A 16,627-nucleotide genomic window follows, 5' to 3' on the forward strand; every position below is an offset into this window, starting at 1 on the left:
ACACTTCTATGTATTTTATTTTTTATTTGCAATAAATTTTCCGAAATTTGGGCAAATCGTAAAAAGATAAAATATGTCAGATCAGCCATTACAGACTTTAGGAGAATTTCTTATTGACAAACAGGATGACTTCCAATATTCCACAGGAGAGTTTTCGCGTCTTCTGAGCGCCATAAGATTAGCATCCAAAGTTGTAAACAGGGAAGTTAATAAAGCAGGTATTGCAGATATCATCGGAAAAGCAGGAAATGAAAATGTACAGGGTGAAGAGCAGCAGAAACTGGATGTAATTGCCAACGAAATTTTCATCACAGCATTATCACAAAGAGAAGTAGTCTGCGGAATTGCCTCTGAAGAAAATGATGATTTTATTGATATCAAATGCGGAGAAAACGGGCATCTTAGCAAATATGTTGTGCTAATTGATCCTCTTGACGGCTCATCAAACATTGATGTAAATGTTTCTGTAGGTACAATTTTTTCCATTTACAGAAGAGTTACAGAACCCGGAACTCCTGTACAGCTTGAAGATTTTTTACAAAAAGGAATCAATCAGATTGCAGCCGGTTATGTGATTTACGGCTCATCAACCATGATTGTTTACACAACAGGAAATGGTGTAAATGGCTTTACACTTGATCCTTCTCTGGGAACTTATTATCTCTCTCATCCCAACATGATGTTTCCAAAAACAGGAAAAATTTATTCTATCAACGAAGGAAATTATATAAAATTTCCTCAGGGAGTGAAAAACTACCTCAAATATTGTCAGATGGAAGAAGGCGACAGACCTTATACATCAAGATATATCGGTTCTTTAGTAGCAGACTTTCACAGAAATATGCTGAAAGGAGGAATCTACATCTACCCTTCTTATTCTCAGGCTCCGAATGGAAAACTAAGGTTGCTGTATGAATGCAATCCGATGGCTTTTCTGGCAGAACAGGCAGGCGCAAAAGCCTCAGATGGTTTTAGAAGAATCCTCGAAATTGAACCAACGGAACTTCACCAAAGAATACCATTTTTCTGTGGAAGTGTTGACATGGTAGAAAAAGCAGAAGAATTCATGCGAATTGACAGTGTAAAATAATGACAGCAAAATATTTCAGATATTTATTAAACTTCAAACGCCCGAGTGGAACATCTCGCGGCGTTTTGCTTGATAAGGAGACCTACATTCTTGAAGTTTTTGACAACGATAAGAAAGGAATTGGTGAATGTGCAATTTTCCGTGGATTAAGCTTTGATGACCGACCCGATTACGAAGAAAAACTGCAATGGCTCTGTAACAACATCAACCAAAAAACAGAGTTTTTAAAGGATGAATTGAAAGAGTTTCCTTCAATCTGGTTTGGCTACGAACAGGCATTGCTCAATCTGAAACATGGGAAAAACATTTATTTTCCGAGTGAGTTTACCGAAGGAAAATCAGCAATAACAATCAACGGGCTGATCTGGATGGGTGATATTGAATACATGCAGGAACAAATAACAGATAAGCTGGAAAAAGGATTTTATTGTATTAAACTGAAAATTGGTGTAGACTGGCAATCAGAACATACAATTCTTCAAAAGTTAAGAAAAAAATTCACAAAAGATCAGCTTGAAATTCGGGTAGATGCTAATGGAGGTTTTACTAAAGATGAAGCAAAGATTGTTTTGAAACAATTAGCAGACTTACAAATCCACTCCATAGAACAGCCGATAAAAGCAGGAAAATGGGATGACATGACTGAATTATGCTCCCATACTCCAACTCCAATTGCATTAGATGAAGAGTTAATTGGTATAATTGATTATCCTGAAAAGAAAAAGCTTTTAGAAACAGTAAAACCTCAGTACATCATTCTAAAACCTGCATTAGTGGGAGGATTTTCAGGTTCGAATGAGTGGATATCCCTTGCTGAACAATTAAATATTAAATGGTGGATCACCTCTGCGTTGGAAAGCAACATAGGGTTGAATGCTATTTCTCAATATACCTTCACAAAAAAAAGCAATATGCCACAAGGATTAGGGACAGGAAATTTATTTACAAATAACTTTCACAGTCCCTTACATTTAGATGCGGATAAACTTTTTTTTGAACCGTACATTCTTGAAAATAGTTAGACTACACCATCAATAAAGATTGATTTTTTGATGTAATTTAAAAATTCAGAAAGTTTCTTTTTGAACTTATTCATAGCGACAGGTAATATTTAGTTTTTTGGTTTAGCAAATATCGTGAAAAAGTTCCATTAGTTGTGAATTTCATTAAAAAAATCTTTGCTTTTTTTAGACATCTAAATTTACTAAATTTGCAAACTGTCGTTTGGTACGACTTTAAAGCGAAATTAATGGAAGAAGAAAAAAAATCACTCAATTTTATTGAGCAAATTATAGAAGAAGATCTGGCAAACGGTTTGGAAAAAAACCAGCTCCGTTTCCGTTTTCCGCCTGAACCCAACGGTTATCTGCATGTAGGACACACAAAAGCTATCTGCATCAACTTTGGTTTGGGCGAAAAATACAATGCTCCTGTAAACCTTCGTTTCGACGATACAAACCCTGAGAAAGAAGAACAGGAATTTGTAGATTCAATAAAAAAAGACGTTGAATGGCTGGGCTTTAAATGGGATAAAGAATTGTACGCTTCCGATTATTTCCAGCAGCTTTACGATTGGGCAGTTCAGCTCATTAAGGAAGGAAAAGCTTATGTAGATGAGCAGCCTTCTGAAGTGATTACCGAACAGAGAAAAAATCCCGCAGAACCCGGAATAGAATCACCGTACAGAAACCGTCCTGTGGAAGAATCTTTAGATTTGTTCGAAAGGATGAAAAACGGAGAATTTGAAAGCGGCTCTATGTCTCTTCGTGCAAAAATTGACATGATCTCACCCAATATGAATATGCGCGATCCTGTGATGTACAGAATTTTGAATAAACCTCATCACAGAACAGGAACGGCATGGAAAATCTATCCAATGTACGATTGGGCACATGGCGAGTCTGATTATATCGAACAAATTTCTCATTCACTGTGTTCTCTGGAGTTTGAAAACCACAGACCTTTATACAACTGGTATCTGGATCAGGTGTACGAAGAAGGAAAAGTAAAAAACAAACAGAGGGAATTTGCTAGAATGAACGTTTCTTACATGATCACTTCCAAAAGAAAGCTACAGAGGCTTATTGCCGAAAATGTAGTGAACGGTTGGGATGATCCGAGAATGCCTACGATTTCCGGAATGAGAAGAAAGGGCTTTACCCCAACTTCCATTAGAAATTTCATTGAAAAAGTAGGTGTTGCCAAAAGAGAAAACTTAATTGAACTTCAGCTATTGGAATTCTGCGTTCGTGAAGACCTGAATAAAGTCGCAAAACGTGTAATGACGGTAGTTGATCCTGTGAAATTAATCATTGAAAACTACCCTGAAGGACAGGAAGAATGGCTGGAAACAGAAAATAATCCTGAACAGGAAAATGCTGGAACAAGAGAAATTCCGTTCTCCAGAGAATTGTATATTGAGCATGAAGATTTTAAGGAAGAAGCAAACAACAAATTCTTCAGACTAAAGTTAGGCGGAGAAGTTCGTCTGAAATCTGCTTATATCATTAAAGGTGAAAGAGTAGAAAAAGATGAAAACGGAAACATCACGACCATATATGCTACTTATGATGAAAAATCTAAGTCTGGAAGCGGAACTGAAGAAAGTTTAAGAAAAGTAAAAGGAACAATTCACTGGGTTTCTGCGAAGCATGCCATTCCTGTGGAAGTAAGAAATTATGATAAACTATTTACTGTGGAACAGCCTGATGCTGAGAAAGATGTGGATTTCTTAAATTTCATCAATCCTGAGTCTGTAACTACAGTTCAGGGGTTTGCTGAGCCAAGTCTAAAAGATGTGGCAGTTGGAGAACCTCTTCAATTCCAGAGAATTGGATATTTTACAAAGGATCAGGATTCTACGGATACCAATTTTGTATTCAACAGAACTGTGACATTAAAGGACTCTTATAAGCCGGAGTAAAATTTGTTTGTTTCAAATAAATAAAACAGGGCTTATTTTTTAAGTCCTGTTTTTTGTTTTATAAATCCAGACTATAAACTATTAAATTTTAGAAATTGTGAAAATTATACATTTATATACCAACTCCTTCAAAGGACTGTCTAAAGAAAGCTGGATGTTGGCACTGGTTATGCTTATCAACCGTTCCGGCTCCATGGTACTTCCCTTTTTGGGTGTGTACATGACTGCTCATTTAAAATTCAGTATCGAAAATACAGGAATTGTACTTAGCTTTTTCGGAATCGGTTCGGTAATCGGTTCGTGGTTTGGAGGTTTTATTACCGACAAATTTGGGGAATACAGAGTTCAATATCTTAGCTTATTGTTGAGTGTTCCGTTATTTTGTTTAATTCCATTATTCAAAACAGAAATCGGAGTGGCAGCAATTATTTTGCTGCAGAGTATTGTAAGCGATTCTTTTCGTCCTGCCAACTCAGTTGCCATTACCAAATATGCAAAACCCGAAAATATAACACGGGCTTTTTCCCTGAACCGGATGGCAATTAATCTGGGGTTTTCAATCGGTCCGGCTTTAGGTGGAATTTTGTCGGCAATATCTTACGAGTTTTTATTTTACTCTAATGCTTTTGCTGCTCTCTCGGCAGGTATTTTATACATTATCTTTTTCAATAAACGCAATAAATTAGCAAAACTGAAAGCTAGAAAAGTAAAAGAAGCTATTGAGATAAAAAAAGAGAACTCGCCTTATAAAGACGGTAAATTTTTGATTTACTGCTTTCTGTGTATGCTTTTTTCAATATGTTTTTTTCAGCTTTTCAGTACTTTAACGATTTTCTACAAAGAAACAGCGCATCTAAGCCAGCAGAACATTGGTTATCTTTTGGGTTACAGTGGTTTTATTGTAGTTTTGCTTGAAATGGGATTGGTACAGGCTGCAGAAAAATACCTCAACTTAGCAAGAACGATGTTTCTCGGAACTTTTATTTGCGGACTTTCTTACGCCATGCTTGGTTTTGACTACAGCATAATAACGCTGATTATTTCGATGACTTTGCTCTCGGTTGGAGAAATCTGGGCATTGCCGTTCATGTCAACAATTACAGCCTTGAGATCCGGACAAAACAATAAGGGAGCTTATATGGGACTGAATGGAATTGCTTTTTCTATCGCCTTCATTATCACACCTTATCTGGGAACTTTAATCGCTGAAAAATTTGGTTTTACAATTTTATGGATCGGAACCGGTATTCTGCTTACAGCAACCGCCACAGCATTCTATTTTCTTATCCCATGGATGATTAAACCTAAAAATTTATAAGCAAAAGCATATTAGCTTACGATCTGCATTATGACGAATTTAGAGATAAAGGTTTAATAGATTAATGATTTCAAATCTTGTAAAGGTTTCCAATCGAAATACCCTTATCTCATTTTGAAAAAAATCTATTTTGTTGCAGTTTTTATTTTAGTTGTAGCTCCACCGTACTTTTTTGGTGCTTTTCTAAATTTGCAGCTTGTTTGGCAATTTCAGGATAATAGTTTAGGCGATGAACATATTTTTCAATATACGCTTCGTTTACTTTTTGCATTATTGTGTCTAAATCTTCAGGAATTTTACCTGCAATTTCCACAATATTTCCATCTACTTTTAAGTAGGCTTTTTCGTTTTCTAACAAAGCATTTCGCCAACTGTTTTTGCTGAACGAATATTGTCTGCAAAACAGTCTGTTTTCTGCTACAACAACCCAAATATCTCTGAAACCATGCGTCTCTCCTACTTTTATTTGGCAAACTTTCGAATTGTTTATTTTTTGAATAATTCCTTTTTTCGTCATTAGAACTTTATTTTTTAATAAAAAAATCCCAAATGTTTTCTTCACATTCAGGATTTTAATTGAGTTTATATTTCTATCGTCCATTGATTTTGCTGATACGTTTTGCAATGCTCTGCGATTGCTTCGGGAACCATCGTGCGGAACAAATGTTTTTCGGCAGGAATTACCTCAATCATTTTATCAATCATTTCTTGCGGATCAAATTGTGCTTCATCTGAAGCAACTCCTGCTTGAATTTGTTTCAATGGTTCTATTGATGTAAAGTTTTTGTCAGCATCAAACCATTGTTCAAAAGTGTCAAACATTCTATCGTTAAAGCCTGTTCTGAACGGTCCAGGATTGATGGTAGCCACAGTAACGCCCAAATCTTTTAATTCATCTCGTAAACATTGTGCCACGGCTTCCAAAGCGTGTTTGGAGGCATTGTAAGGTCCAAGAAAAGGATACGTGGAAAGTCCAGCCATTGAGGAAACAAAGAATACTTTTCCTTGTTTTTTCTCCACCATTTTTTTGATGAATGGTTGCGAAAATTCTAACGTTGAAAATACATTGGTTTCCATTACTTTTCGCATCAGTTTTACAGGAATTTCGGCCAAAGGTCCAGTTTCGCCAATGCCGGCATTGTTTACCAAAATATCGATGTCGTATTTTTGAGCGTTGGCACAATCTATTTCATCGGTAATATCGAGTTTGATGACTTTTAAATTTTCTACAATGTTTTCTTTTTCGGCTTCGGCTCTTAAAGCAGTTACTTGTTCCCATTGCAAAACTCCTGCAATTACTTGATGACCTTTTTTGGCTAAACCAATAGCCGTTCCTTTTCCTAAACCAGAGCCTGCTCCGGTGATTAATATTTTTTTGCTCATTTTCTTGGATTTTAAATTCTGTTCCATTTGTTGATTTCGGGTTCGGTTTCCAGCATTTCAGGAAGCTGTTTTAGGGCTTCGGCAATGTGTGATGTTGTCCAATGATTGGCTTCTGCATCTGCATCTTTCCAAATTTCAAAAGAGGTAAATTCGTTTTCTACATTGTTGTTTTTCAGATAGGTATAACTGATGCAGTTTTCTTCGTTTTGAAGGGTTTTTGTGATTAGATTTTGCATTAAAGCATTGGCTTCGCTCAGTTTTTCTGTTTTGATGCGAAATTTTGCGGTTACGTATATGGGTTGACTCATTTTTTTGTTTGTTTAAAAATTAATGAGGCAAAAGTAGAGCAGATTTTTAGGCGGAACGGATACAAAAAAGGGCGAAAACGGAAACTTTTTACGGATGGGTTTTGCCGCATCGTTTTTCATAAAAAAACAGAAAGGCTATTTACCTTTCTGCTTTTACCAATACAGTGTTTTAGTTTTTTTATTTCTTTTCAATTGTCCGCATTGCCTTTTTTATAATGTACATAGTCTCTTTAGTCGGACTTTCTTTTTTCCATTTTTCACAAAGATTTTTCACAAATTCAGGTTGCGTTTTACTGGCATCATTCAGCCAATTCCCAACGCTGTCTTGCACATATTTTGTTTTGTCCGATTTCATAGGTTCTAAAATGGTTAAGCCCAATGCAGGATTTTGTTTTAATGCTTCAATATGTTCGCACCAAACGCCTCTTGGTCGTGTAGCTTCACTGGCAAAACGCCTGATATTTTCGTCTTCGTTGCTTGTCCATTTTGATAAAAGTTCTAAGCTTTCTGTTAGGTTTTTGGAAATAGTTGGTCTAACGGCTAACCAAGAAATTTCTCTGACACCAAAATGATTGTCTGCCGCAAATGGTTGTATTTTTTCGAGCATTTGTTGCACATTCAATTTCGGATTTTTTCCGATGGTGTAAGTCGCCCAACAACGAACTAAGTCAGATTGATGGGTTGAGATAATGTTAAGAATTTCGATGTCATTATTTTTAGTTGCCTGTTCAAAAATCCCTGTTCCAATGGTTTCGTTGATGGTGTTTACGGTTTGCTTTTTTAAGGCTTCAATATTCGACAAAATTGGTTTCAGGTATTTTGTTCTATTCGTTTGTTTGAGTAAATTTTCAAGCAAAATTCTTTGATTTACAGCTAACCATTCTACCAAATTTGCGGTTTCAATTTCTCCATTGTTGAGTTGCTCCAAAATTTCTTTCGGAATATCTTTTGTGGAGCGAGCACCTTTACGTTTTATTTCTGTCATAATGTGTTTAATAATTCATCAATATCAATTCTATTCATATAGTTTGCATCTGCAAATTTATACATTATTTTACCGTCTTGGTTTACTACAAAAACAGCGGGAATAGGCAACGTATTGTCGTTGTTTTTATTGAAATGGGTTATATCAATTCCTAAAGTGTTGTAATACGGTAAAACAAAATCTTGCAATTCAAATACAATTCCCAATTGTTTTGCAAACGTATTGTCTTTGTCTGTAAGCACTTCAAAAGTTAGTTTATGTTTTTCGATTATGGTTAAACTATTATCAGGACTTTGGGGAGAAATTGCAACAAGCGAAGCTTTTTTATCATTGATTTTTGATAAATTATCTTGTAATGCTTTCAGTTCTAAATTGCAATACGGACACCAACTACCCCGATAAAAAGCAACAATCATTTTTCCGTTTTTTAAAATTTCTTTTGAATGGACGATTTCATTTCTGGCATTGGGCAATGAAAATTCGGGCATTGTTGTTCCTAATTTTAAACTTTTTTCTTCAATATTTTTTGTTTGTAAATCTTCGATAGATTTTCCAAACGCTTCTAAAACTTCCTTCGGAACTTGTGTTGCCAATTCGTTGTTGAATTGTTCGATTTGTTTTGCTAATTCGTTCATATCCTTATAAATTGATTAATTTTGCAAATGTCTGGAAGCCTTTTAGAATGAACAATACCGCATATTTTCAGCACATAGGGATAAAAAAGTCAATTTTATGAAAACAAAGGAACGAGCGACCGAAAATAAAATTTGTCCGTTGGAAATTGCAGTAAATTCCATTTCGGGAAAATGGAAAATTCCAATTGTTTGGCAAATCAATGAAGGTAAAAAACGCCCCAGTGAATTTTTACGAGGCATTGCCAATGTTGATCGTCGGGTTTTAAATCAACAGCTCAACGAAATGGTGGAAGACGGTATTTTAACCAAAGAAAATTTCAACGAATTACCGCCAAGAGTAGAATATTCACTTACAGAAATTGGAGAAAAGTTGGTCGAAATTCTTTGGCAATTGAACGATTGGGGTAAATTGTTGGTTGTGGAAGAAGGCTGATTTTAAATACAAATTAGGATTTAGAGAATATTGCCTGACGTGGAAAATTGGCTAATTTGTCATAAAGTCAATAGAAATTGAGATTCGCCGAATGCAAATATCTCAGTTTAGATATAGTAAAAATGGATTGAAATTCCTTAAGACCTGACTTTGATAAAAACCTTTATTGACCAATCTTTTTTTCAATCAGGTTTTTGTTGCTCCACTTCATTATTCCTTCCAAAAGCTCTGATAAACTGCTTCCTTTTTCTGTTAAGCTATATTCTACTTTGGGAGGAATTACAGGATAAGAAATACGTTTGATGATGTTTTCTTCCTCTAAACTTTTTAATTGTTGGGATAGCATTTTTTGTGTAATTCCATTGATTGCTTTGTCTAATTCATTAAAACGCATTGTCCCGTTTTTTAATAAAAGCCAAACGATTACAGGTTTCCATTTTCCACCAATTTTATCCATAAAAATGGTTATAGGACACTCTGTAGCATTTTTATATTTTTTTTCAATAATTTCCATTATTTAATCTATTGATAATCAACAATTCCACCTTTTTAGTAAGTACATTACTTCTAAGTAAGTACTTGTTACAAATATAGTTAAGTTTTACTTTTACCAAGAATATAATGATCAGATAATGGATAAAAAAGTAATTGTCATTACAGGTGGCACAACAGGAATTGGCTTTGCTTGTGCAGAGCATCTTTTAGAAAAAGGCTATGAAGTGGTACTAACAGGGCGTTCTGAAAAGAATTTAATTGAAGCCTTGAAAAGATTAAACAATAGAGCAACTGGTTATTTATCAGATACTTCAAAATTGTCTGAAATTGACCGTCTTGTGAATTTAGTTCGTGAAAGATATACGAAGATTGATGGTTTGTTTGTGAATGCTGGTATTTTTAAAGCATCAAGTTTTGAAGCTACAACAGAAGATATTTTTGATGAAACAATGAATGTTAATTTCAAAGGTGCCTATTTTACGACCCAAAAATTTGTTCCTATTTTGAAAAATCCTTCAAGTGTGGTTTTGAATACTTCGATTGTTGTTTTTAAAGCATTTGCAGATACAAGTGTTTACACTGCAAGCAAAGCCGCTCTTGAAAGTATTGCAAAAGTTTTAAATGTAGAACTTGCATCAAAAGGAATTCGTGTAAATATTATTAGTCCAGGAGTTACAGAAAGCCCTATTCAACAAAAGTCGGGAATGAGTGATGAGGCAATATTAAATTTGTTAGACCATTTTTCAAATACTTCTCCAATTGGTAGAATTGTTAAACCGAATGACATCGCTCCCATTTTAGAGTTTTTGGTGTCTGACAATTCTTTGGTTTTGCGTAATGAGAAAATCATTATTGATGGTGGAACTACAATGTAGTCTGATATTGGTTAATAATTTTTGTCATTTATTTTGGGCATAAAACCAATTCCACAATATGCTGAATCATCATACCAAAAAAGGATGTAAATTTCTATCTTTAAAAGAGTAGCTTACTTTCGATAAACATCTGTATAAGTTGTGATTGACAAAAAGACTGAAACGATATGAGTTTGCTTTTGTGATTTTTAGCTTCTAAACTCCTTTGGACTTTTCCCTAAGTGCTTTTTAAAAAACTTGGCAAAATAATTAGGGTATTCAAAACCGAGTTGATATGCAATTTCGGAGTTGGAAGAGGTGGTTTCCAACAATAATTTTTTGGCGGTTTCGGCTATATGATTTTGAATAAAATCTTTGGCATTGGTACCCGTAAAATGCTTGACGACATCGCCCAAATAATTGGAAGATAAATTCAGCTTTTCGGCAAAATAAGCCACATTGGGCGTTTGCGAAACTGGGTTGTTGTAATAGTCATACAGCAATTCCTGAAATTTTTTCACAATCCAATTGTATTCTTTTTGATGAACAGAAAATTGCCGTTTATAAAATTTTTCCACCAACGAAATAAGGATATTGGTGTAAGAAAGCACAAAATCGAAATCGTAATTTTGATCGTTGTAATGCGAATGAAGCAAGCTGAAAATCTGCTGCATTTCTTTGGTTTCGTTCTCCTCTAAAATGAGGGCTTCGTGCATTCCGTATTCCAAACAATTTCGGAACAAAAAATGATGATTTTCAATTACGTCTTTAGCAATCTGCACATAAAAACCCTGCCATTTTTCTTGCAAATTCCATTCAAAATTTTGATTAGGACTGTTGAAAAACAGCACGGTTTTGTGTTGCAGTTCTTTTTGATGAACATCCGTAAAATTGATGTTTTCCTTCAACGAAATTCTATAAAAATCAACGTTTACCGCATCTGACTTCACTTTCAATGGCAAATGGCTTTCGTATTTCCCAAAATCAATTTTTTCGGAAACAGGAGCATTTACACCCAAATATTGGTTGAAAAGTTGGAAGGTTTTGAAGGTCATCTTTGTGTACGATTTGTGGTAAAATTGCTATATGAAATTGATATACTCTTATACTTTACTTGTAGATTAAAAGAATTTAATTTTCAGAATAATGTATTTTATATTTTTTCATAAATAAATAATAAAATAATACAAACAGTACAATTCCAATAATTAAAATCATCCATTCTTCCAAACGGAAAGCCTCAGCAAAACTTTCTTTCTGAGTGTAAAAAATCAGAATTGATGAGGTTAAATTATTAAAACCGTGTAAAAGAATGGGTAAAAGCAAAGATTTAGTCTTATAATAAACCAATCCTAAAACAGTCCCCAATAAAAACGCTCCTACAAATTGCCAAGGATTTCCATGAATAAGACCGAACAATAAAGATGCAATAAAAATTGCTTTCCAGGGCTTTACACCATTATTGATCATTCCTTTTTGGATGATTCCCCTGAAAATGATTTCCTCAAAAACAGGTGCCATAATCACCGCTGCTATAATCATGACAGCCGGATCATCGATTAAACTCTTCATTATATTTTCAAAAAAGCGATAAATATCACCAAAAAAAGATCCTGTTGTAGGAATAAGCGAAGTCGTGAATTCTCCTATCAGCATCATTCCGAACATCATGGGGAAAATAAGAAGATAAGTGGAGAAATTTGTGGGAGAAAAATTAAAATTTAATTTCATTTTTGTAGAAGGACGAACTACAAAAAAATCGAAAAACGCAATAATTAAAGGGAAAACCAAAGCATTTGCCATCATTAAAAACCACGGTTTCTGAGCTACATCAATCTGAAAAAGAACTTTTATCATCAATACAAAAAAACCGACCAACATAGTCCCTGCAATATAACCCGCAAAGAGAATTAAACCTCCAACCCAGTCAAAAATAAATTTCGGATATCTGCTTTTTTCCATGTCTAAAAATTACAGTAACAAAGATAATTTTTTTGTCGTTTAAAACACTTTAATCTTGATTTTAATTAACAAGAGGTGCATGTTGCCTTCTTCTGAAATATTTGATTTTCACAATCCATTAAAATTCACGATTTTTGCAACTTCAAAATACGATATGTCAGACTTAATCAAAGAAATACAAAAAAGAAAAACATTTGGGATCATTTCTCACCCCGATGCCGGAAAAACCACCCTTACTGAAAAATTGCTTCTATTTGGAGGTGCAATTCAGGAAGCTGGTGCCGTAAAATCCAACAAAATAAAAAAGGGAGCGACTTCCGATTTCATGGAAATTGAAAGACAGAGAGGAATTTCTGTAGCAACATCCGTTTTGGCATTTGAGTACAGAGATCACAAAATTAATATTCTTGATACTCCCGGTCACAAAGACTTTGCTGAAGATACTTACCGAACTTTAACTGCAGTAGATTCTGTGATTGTTGTTATTGATGTAGCTAAAGGGGTTGAGGAACAGACTGAAAAACTTGTTCAGGTTTGTCGTATGAGAAATATTCCGATGCTGGTTTTCATCAATAAACTGGATCGTGAAGGTAAAGATGCATTTGATCTTCTGGATGAAGTAGAGCAGAAACTTGGATTAACCGTTTGTCCGCTTTCATTACCGATTGGTATGGGAAGCGATTTTCAAGGGATTTACAACATCTGGGAAAATAATATACAGCTGTTTTTGGAAGAGAAAAAACAGAAAGTTGGTGAGGCAATCAAGTTTGATGATATTAATGATGCTTCTATTGACGAAGTAATCGGTGAAAAAGCAGCCGCTACTTTAAGAGAAGAATTAGATCTGGTACAGTCTGTTTATCCTGAATTTAGCCGCGAAGATTACATGAAAGGAGATCTTCAGCCTGTATTTTTTGGTTCTGCTTTAAATAATTTTGGAGTTCGTGAGCTACTGGATGCATTTATTGATATCGCACCAATGCCACAACCCAAAGAAAGTGATTTGCGCTTAGTAAAACCGGAAGAAAATCAGTTTACAGGTTTTGTATTTAAGATCCACGCAAATATGGATCCTAAGCACAGAGACCGTCTGGCTTTCGTGAAAATTGTTTCGGGAACATTTAAAAGAAATGAAAACTATCTGTTGGTAAGAGAAGGAAAAAAAATGAAGTTTTCTTCTCCCAATGCGTTCTTTGCAGATAAAAAAGAAGTGGTAGACGAAAGTTTTCCTGGTGATATTGTAGGTTTGCATGATACCGGAAACTTCAGAATTGGTGATACCTTGACAGGCGGTGAAAAATTGAGTTTCAAGGGAATTCCGAATTTCTCTCCGGAACACTTCAGATACATCAATAATAATGATCCTTTAAAAGCAAAACAGCTTGCTAAAGGAATTGACCAATTGATGGATGAAGGCGTAGCTCAGCTTTTTACCCTCGAAATGAACAACAGAAAAATCATTGGAACCGTTGGTGCGCTTCAGTACGAGGTAATACAATACCGTTTAGAGCATGAATACGGTGCAAAATGTACTTACGAACCTCTTTCTATGCATAAAGCATGTTGGGTGGAAGCTGATGAAAAATCTGATGAATTCAAGGAATTTGCCAGATTGAAACAGAGATTTTTGGCTAGAGACAAATACAATCAGCTTGTATTTTTAGCAGATTCTTCCTTTACCATCCACATGACGCAGGAAAAATTTCCTAATGTGAAACTGCATTTTATCAGTGAGTTTCAAAATTCATAAAAGCAGAATACACTATTGTTGAGAAACAATAAACAATCTAAAAATAAAAAACCGTTCAGCTTAAGTTGCTGAACGGTTTTCATGTTAATGATATTAAATATTATTTATTAAACATTACTAGTTTCTTAACGATCTGCTCACCTTCCAGTTCAACTTCTATCATATACGTTTCAGTAGGAAGATGTCTTAAATCAATTTTTTCTAAATGATCAGAGAAGAATAATCTTGATTTTTTAGGAATTACCAATTTACCATCCATTGCATAAATGGTATAGTTAAATGCATACGGACGAAGCGGAGCCTTTCTAGGGAAGTCTAATTTAATATATACATATCCGTCATAAGATGGAACTGGATAAATCATCATCCCTTCAAAGAAGGTAGATGGAGTTGTTCCAGGATTCCCAGGTGTTCCTGGTACACTCGGCGTTCCTGGTGTTCCTGGTGTTCCCGGTGTCCCAGGCGTTCCCGGATTAGGGATCGGAGGTACAACAACAGCAGAAGAATTGACCGTAAAATTTTGTGAATTTACGTTTAGGAAAACATTATCAATTGCTTTTACCATAATTCTTGCATTCGTACTGTTTCCTAAATTACCCGGCACTGTAAATGTATGAGTCCCATCATTCGGCGTACTTGCCACCAATACGAAAGGAAAAGTTACTCCACCGTCTGTTGACAATAATATAGTAACATTAGGTGTACTTACCGGTGCAGCTGTAGTGTTTGCAACATCCCAAGTAACGGTTTGTGACTGACCTTCTGTCCATACGATACCTGGAGTATTTTGCGAAGTAACAACAAAAGGACCAGCAGAGTTTACTACTGTGAGTTTAACATCATCGCGTCCTGTCTGACCGCCCAATGAATTATTGTCTCTTACCAGAACAGAAAAATTAAGTTCTCTTGCTCCAGACGGCAGCTTTTCCCATGCTCTGTAATCCGTAGGAGTTACAATTGCAGGGTCGTATCCGGAAACAATGGTTGATAGTCTTGGAAAATATCTTGACGGCGATGCTGAAGGCATTACAGATCTGAAAAGCGGACCAACAGTACTTGCCGGCTGAGGCGGCATTGGTGCTACACCTGCATCAATCTGCTCCCAAGTATACGTAAGCGGATCATTATTGGCATCCGTGGCTGTTGCCGTAAGCATAAATGGTGTACTCTTAGGAATACTTCTGTCTAAACCTGCATTTACCACAGGCTCTGCGTTGGCAATTGGCGTTTTGGTACCGCAAGTTGATGTATTTCCTGTTGTAAGTCTGGTATACATTTCATTAATGCTTACTGCATGAAAATAAGCATCAGAATTTTGCTGTACGTTTGGTGGACAGATACCTGCATATCCCATAATAGAACTTGCACTTCCCGGTTCTATGGTTGTAGGAGGGTTTCTGTTACAGTTGTTATTTTGTGTATGCATTGCCCCAAACTGATGACCCATTTCGTGTGCAACAAAATCAATAACAAAAGGATCTCCTACCGGAACTGCAGAACCTGTTACTGCACCCGCTTTACTATTCCCGCAAATAGCAGGAGTAGCCGCTAATCCGTTATCATTACCTGCTGTTGCTCTAAAAAACAAATGTCCAATATCATAATTAGCAGAACCAATAATATTGTTGGTAACTGTTATATTTTCGTTAAGCATCTGTGGTGCACTTAAAGTGTCGAAAGTATCACTACTAATGAAAAACAAAGCATCAGTATTCGGGATAAGCTGCAGTCTTACTGCGATATCTCTTTCAAAAACACTGTTGAGACGGGTAACAACCAAATTTACCGCTGCTAAAACTGCCGCTTTCTTCTGTGCATCAGTTCCGCTTCCTACACCAGCCTGCCCGGCAATATAAGCAGTATATTCTATCGTTGTTGAAATAGCAAGTCTGTATTTCCTGTTGAGTCCGTCAATAACCGTTTTCTGAACAAGTGATGAAGGATTTGTCATATCACTGTTTCCATCGAAAAGGCAATTAAACTGACCAAGCGGAGACGCATCATTTCTTTTATACAATCTGTACACCTTATTGTCATTGGTATAAGAGTCTATGTAATAAGTTCCCTCGTTACTGCCGATCATACCGTTAAAACCAAAATAAGGATCAATCGTAAATCTTAAAGTTACAGATTCATCACCTTTTTTAAAACCTATATAAGATTTTATATCAGAATACCTGTTCTGCAAATCACGATGCATGGTTGAAGATTCATAAACTTCAAAAGTTTCAAATGTTCCTGCAGGAGTTGGAAAACTAAGCAAAACCCCTTTTCTGTAGTTTTTATAGTCTCTGTCTGCAGCATCTTTCAGCTTATTCTGAATCTCATCAACATTAAGCGTAAAGAGAGATGAATCTGAAATTCTTACATTACTCTCACGAACTTCCCCAATGGGATTTGAGCCAAGCTTTTTCCATTGGTTTTGCTGGGCAAATCCCGCTGCCGAAAAGGCAAGTACTGTACCCAGAATCAATAGTTTTTTCTTCATATA

The 16,627-nt window shown here is 35.6% G+C and carries 16 protein-coding genes; 7 read left to right on the top strand and 9 right to left on the bottom strand.

Annotated features, from left to right (window positions below; all coding sequences use genetic code 11):
• Positions 1–73: 73 nt before the first annotated feature.
• The 4 genes from fbp (at position 74) to AC0NBN_RS10815 (ending at position 5,331) form a co-directional block, all read left to right on the top strand.
• Positions 74–1,090 (top strand): class 1 fructose-bisphosphatase, encoded by a 1,017-nt coding sequence (gene fbp / locus AC0NBN_RS10800; protein WP_089741916.1) that lies wholly within the window; start codon positions 74–76, stop codon positions 1,088–1,090.
• The gene (menC, locus tag AC0NBN_RS10805; RefSeq protein ID WP_160811866.1) at positions 1,090–2,112 is read left to right on the top strand and encodes an o-succinylbenzoate synthase; all 1,023 of its coding nucleotides are present in this window, start codon (positions 1,090–1,092) and stop codon (positions 2,110–2,112) included. Before fbp ends, menC begins: the two co-directional genes overlap by 1 nt.
• A gap of 227 nt (positions 2,113–2,339) precedes the next feature.
• Entirely contained in the window at positions 2,340–4,013 is a 1,674-nt protein-coding gene (locus AC0NBN_RS10810) for a glutamine--tRNA ligase/YqeY domain fusion protein (protein ID WP_160811865.1), read from the top strand.
• Between the two features lie 154 nt (positions 4,014–4,167).
• The gene (locus tag AC0NBN_RS10815) at positions 4,168–5,331 is read left to right on the top strand and encodes an MFS transporter (RefSeq protein WP_143883808.1); all 1,164 of its coding nucleotides are present in this window, start codon (positions 4,168–4,170) and stop codon (positions 5,329–5,331) included.
• Between the two features lie 142 nt (positions 5,332–5,473).
• Here AC0NBN_RS10815 and AC0NBN_RS10820 read toward each other — a convergent pair whose 3' ends face one another.
• From AC0NBN_RS10820 to AC0NBN_RS10840, 5 genes are all read right to left on the bottom strand, one after another.
• Positions 5,474–5,848 carry a DUF2255 family protein gene (locus AC0NBN_RS10820; protein WP_160811864.1) on the bottom strand — a complete coding sequence of 125 codons (375 nt, stop codon included), beginning with the start codon at positions 5,846–5,848 and terminating at the stop codon, positions 5,474–5,476.
• A 65-nt stretch (positions 5,849–5,913) separates the two neighbouring features.
• Positions 5,914–6,714, bottom strand: a complete 801-nt coding sequence (locus AC0NBN_RS10825) for an SDR family oxidoreductase (RefSeq protein WP_160811863.1) — start codon at positions 6,712–6,714, stop codon at positions 5,914–5,916.
• 11 nt (positions 6,715–6,725) lie between these two features.
• Positions 6,726–7,022, bottom strand: coding sequence for a putative quinol monooxygenase (locus AC0NBN_RS10830; protein WP_160811862.1), 297 nt, complete (start codon positions 7,020–7,022; stop codon positions 6,726–6,728).
• Positions 7,023–7,200: 178 nt separating this feature from the next.
• Positions 7,201–8,007: a DNA alkylation repair protein gene (locus tag AC0NBN_RS10835; RefSeq protein WP_160811861.1), complete on the bottom strand. Its 807-nt coding sequence runs from the start codon at positions 8,005–8,007 to the stop codon at positions 7,201–7,203.
• Positions 8,004–8,642 carry a redoxin domain-containing protein gene (locus tag AC0NBN_RS10840; protein WP_160811860.1) on the bottom strand — a complete coding sequence of 213 codons (639 nt, stop codon included), beginning with the start codon at positions 8,640–8,642 and terminating at the stop codon, positions 8,004–8,006. Before AC0NBN_RS10840 ends, AC0NBN_RS10835 begins: the two co-directional genes overlap by 4 nt.
• A gap of 97 nt (positions 8,643–8,739) precedes the next feature.
• Between AC0NBN_RS10840 and AC0NBN_RS10845 the strand changes: the two genes are divergently transcribed.
• A complete protein-coding gene (locus AC0NBN_RS10845; RefSeq protein ID WP_160811859.1) occupies positions 8,740–9,075 on the top strand; it encodes a winged helix-turn-helix transcriptional regulator in 336 nt (111 codons plus the stop codon).
• 163 nt (positions 9,076–9,238) lie between these two features.
• On the opposite strand, the gene AC0NBN_RS10850 is transcribed toward AC0NBN_RS10845, so the two are convergent.
• Complete coding sequence (locus AC0NBN_RS10850) at positions 9,239–9,589, bottom strand: winged helix-turn-helix transcriptional regulator (RefSeq protein ID WP_160811858.1); 351 nt, start codon at positions 9,587–9,589, stop codon at positions 9,239–9,241.
• A gap of 118 nt (positions 9,590–9,707) precedes the next feature.
• On the opposite strand from AC0NBN_RS10850, the gene AC0NBN_RS10855 reads away from it, so the two are divergent.
• The gene (locus tag AC0NBN_RS10855; RefSeq protein ID WP_160811857.1) at positions 9,708–10,445 is read left to right on the top strand and encodes an SDR family oxidoreductase; all 738 of its coding nucleotides are present in this window, start codon (positions 9,708–9,710) and stop codon (positions 10,443–10,445) included.
• Between the two features lie 188 nt (positions 10,446–10,633).
• Here the strand turns inward: AC0NBN_RS10855 and AC0NBN_RS10860 are convergent, their stop codons facing one another.
• Together AC0NBN_RS10860 and AC0NBN_RS10865 are read right to left on the bottom strand one after the other, a co-directional pair.
• Positions 10,634–11,479, bottom strand: a complete 846-nt coding sequence (locus AC0NBN_RS10860) for a helix-turn-helix domain-containing protein (protein WP_160811856.1) — start codon at positions 11,477–11,479, stop codon at positions 10,634–10,636.
• A gap of 76 nt (positions 11,480–11,555) precedes the next feature.
• A complete protein-coding gene (locus tag AC0NBN_RS10865; RefSeq protein WP_160811855.1) occupies positions 11,556–12,386 on the bottom strand; it encodes a type II CAAX endopeptidase family protein in 831 nt (276 codons plus the stop codon).
• Between the two features lie 154 nt (positions 12,387–12,540).
• On the opposite strand from AC0NBN_RS10865, the gene AC0NBN_RS10870 reads away from it, so the two are divergent.
• Positions 12,541–14,136, top strand: coding sequence for a peptide chain release factor 3 (locus AC0NBN_RS10870; RefSeq protein ID WP_160811854.1), 1,596 nt, complete (start codon positions 12,541–12,543; stop codon positions 14,134–14,136).
• A 100-nt stretch (positions 14,137–14,236) separates the two neighbouring features.
• Here the strand turns inward: AC0NBN_RS10870 and AC0NBN_RS10875 are convergent, their stop codons facing one another.
• Positions 14,237–16,624: a reprolysin-like metallopeptidase gene (locus tag AC0NBN_RS10875; protein ID WP_160811853.1), complete on the bottom strand. Its 2,388-nt coding sequence runs from the start codon at positions 16,622–16,624 to the stop codon at positions 14,237–14,239.
• Positions 16,625–16,627: the final 3 nt, after the last annotated feature.

This window comes from Chryseobacterium sp. L12 (assembly GCF_056133985.1).